Genomic DNA, 1,668 nt, shown 5'->3' with positions numbered 1-1,668 from the left:
TGAACAGCACCCCGTCAAGTAGACAGTACAAATAATAAAAACAGTTAAGCGGCCTTACTCCTGAATTCCATAGGACTGAGGCCGTTTAATTTTGCTTGTAATCGTTCGTTATTGTAAAAATAGATGTAGGCTTCGATGTCTCTCTTAAGGTCCGCAAAGGTTTCGTACGTGTGTAAATAATACTTCTCACATTTTAGAGTTCCCCAGAAAGATTCCATTGGTCCGTTATCGATGCAACGACCAACTCGGGACATGCTCTGAGACAACTCGTTTTGGTCCAATAACTTCTTGAAGTCCAGTGAGGTGTATTGAAATCCACGATCGCTGTGAAGCATGGGTTTGCTTCCTGGAGCTGCTTGTAGGGCTTGCTTTAAAGTCTGGAATACTAGCGGATTGTTATTTGAATGCCCCAATACATAGGAGACGACGGCTTTATCATGGAGATCTAGAATAGCGCTCAAATACGCTTTCTGACCATGTCCATATTTGAATTCGGTCACATCCGTCACCCACTTCTCATTTGGTTCAGTGGCTTGAAATTCACGGTTTAACAGGTTTTCAGCCACTTGCTGTGGAGTGGAGCGTACATATTTCGTTTTCTTCCTGCGGATGACGGACTGCATACCTTTTAGTTTCATTAGCCGGTATATACGCTTATGGTTGAGCTTTTTCCCAGTTTGTTTACGCACATGTAAGGTTAATTGACGGTATCCAAAGGTACGTTCTACTTTCTCATAGATGTTTATCATCAACGATATCAACTGTTCATTCTCTAATTCACGAGAACTAGGTGTGCGATTTAACCACTTGTAATAGCTTGAGCGTGCAATTCCAGCAACTTCACAGAGAAGCTGAATACACATTGATGCCTCCTGTTGAAGCGCTTGAATAGCAAGGTAGGTTGTCTCCTGTCTTACTTGACTTAGCGTCGCCTTCTTTCGAGTTCCTCTAACTTTTTTAAGAATGCATTTTCCGCCCGAAGGCGCTCCATTTCGTACTCCATCTGCTTCATCTTAAGTTTCTGTTGTTCGGCTTCCGTTAGCTCTTCCGGGGCTTTCTTTCTTCCACGGCCATCTTTTAATGCATCCTGACCGCGATCCTCGAACTTCTTCACCCATTGGTATACTTGCTGGTAGGAGACCTGAAATTGTCCCGCTGTCTTTTGGTAGTCATGCTGATTAGTCATACAATATTGGACAATTTCTATCCGTTCCTGCCACGTCGTAGAGCGACCCTTTGTCATAGCTTTTGTTTCCCCTTTATAGGCTTTTAAGCTGCTATGACTATTATACTTCTTAATCCAGTTGGAGAGCTGGGTTGTACTTGCAATCTTATATTTATCGATGATCTGGTACTTAGACCATACACCCTCAAGGTAATCTTTCACCGCTTGGAGCTTAAGTTCTGCACTATAACTTCGATTATGTGTACGGTGCTCCAGTCCTTCATAGCCATACAGCTTGTAGCGACGCTGCCATTTCATCAACGTTGTTTTGTTGATCTCATACTTCTTAGTCGCAGCTAAAAAACCAATTTCCCCATTTGACACTTCTTCGAGAATCGTAAGTTTCTCTAGTGCATTATATTTTCCTTTAGCCATGAAAAAGCTCCCCTTACAGTAATCAGGTTTTATTATTTCACCTGTCTACTGTAGGGGGAGCATATCAA

At 42.4% G+C, this 1,668-nt stretch carries 1 protein-coding gene; it reads right to left on the bottom strand.

All coding sequences use genetic code 11. The features are described from left to right. Positions 1-44: 44 nt before the first annotated feature. A protein-coding gene (locus A7975_RS33145; protein WP_141680177.1) for an IS3 family transposase occupies positions 45-1,600 on the bottom strand; the annotation gives its coding sequence in 2 pieces (ribosomal slippage) (positions 45-970 and positions 970-1,600; 1,557 coding nt in all). Positions 1,601-1,668 lie beyond the last annotated feature (68 nt).

It is taken from the genome of Bacillus sp. FJAT-26390 (assembly GCF_001682865.1).
GTDB lineage: Bacteria > Bacillota > Bacilli > Paenibacillales > Paenibacillaceae > Pristimantibacillus.
Note: the sequence above shows the minus strand (reverse complement) of the source record. Positions and strands in the feature narration are given on the sequence as shown.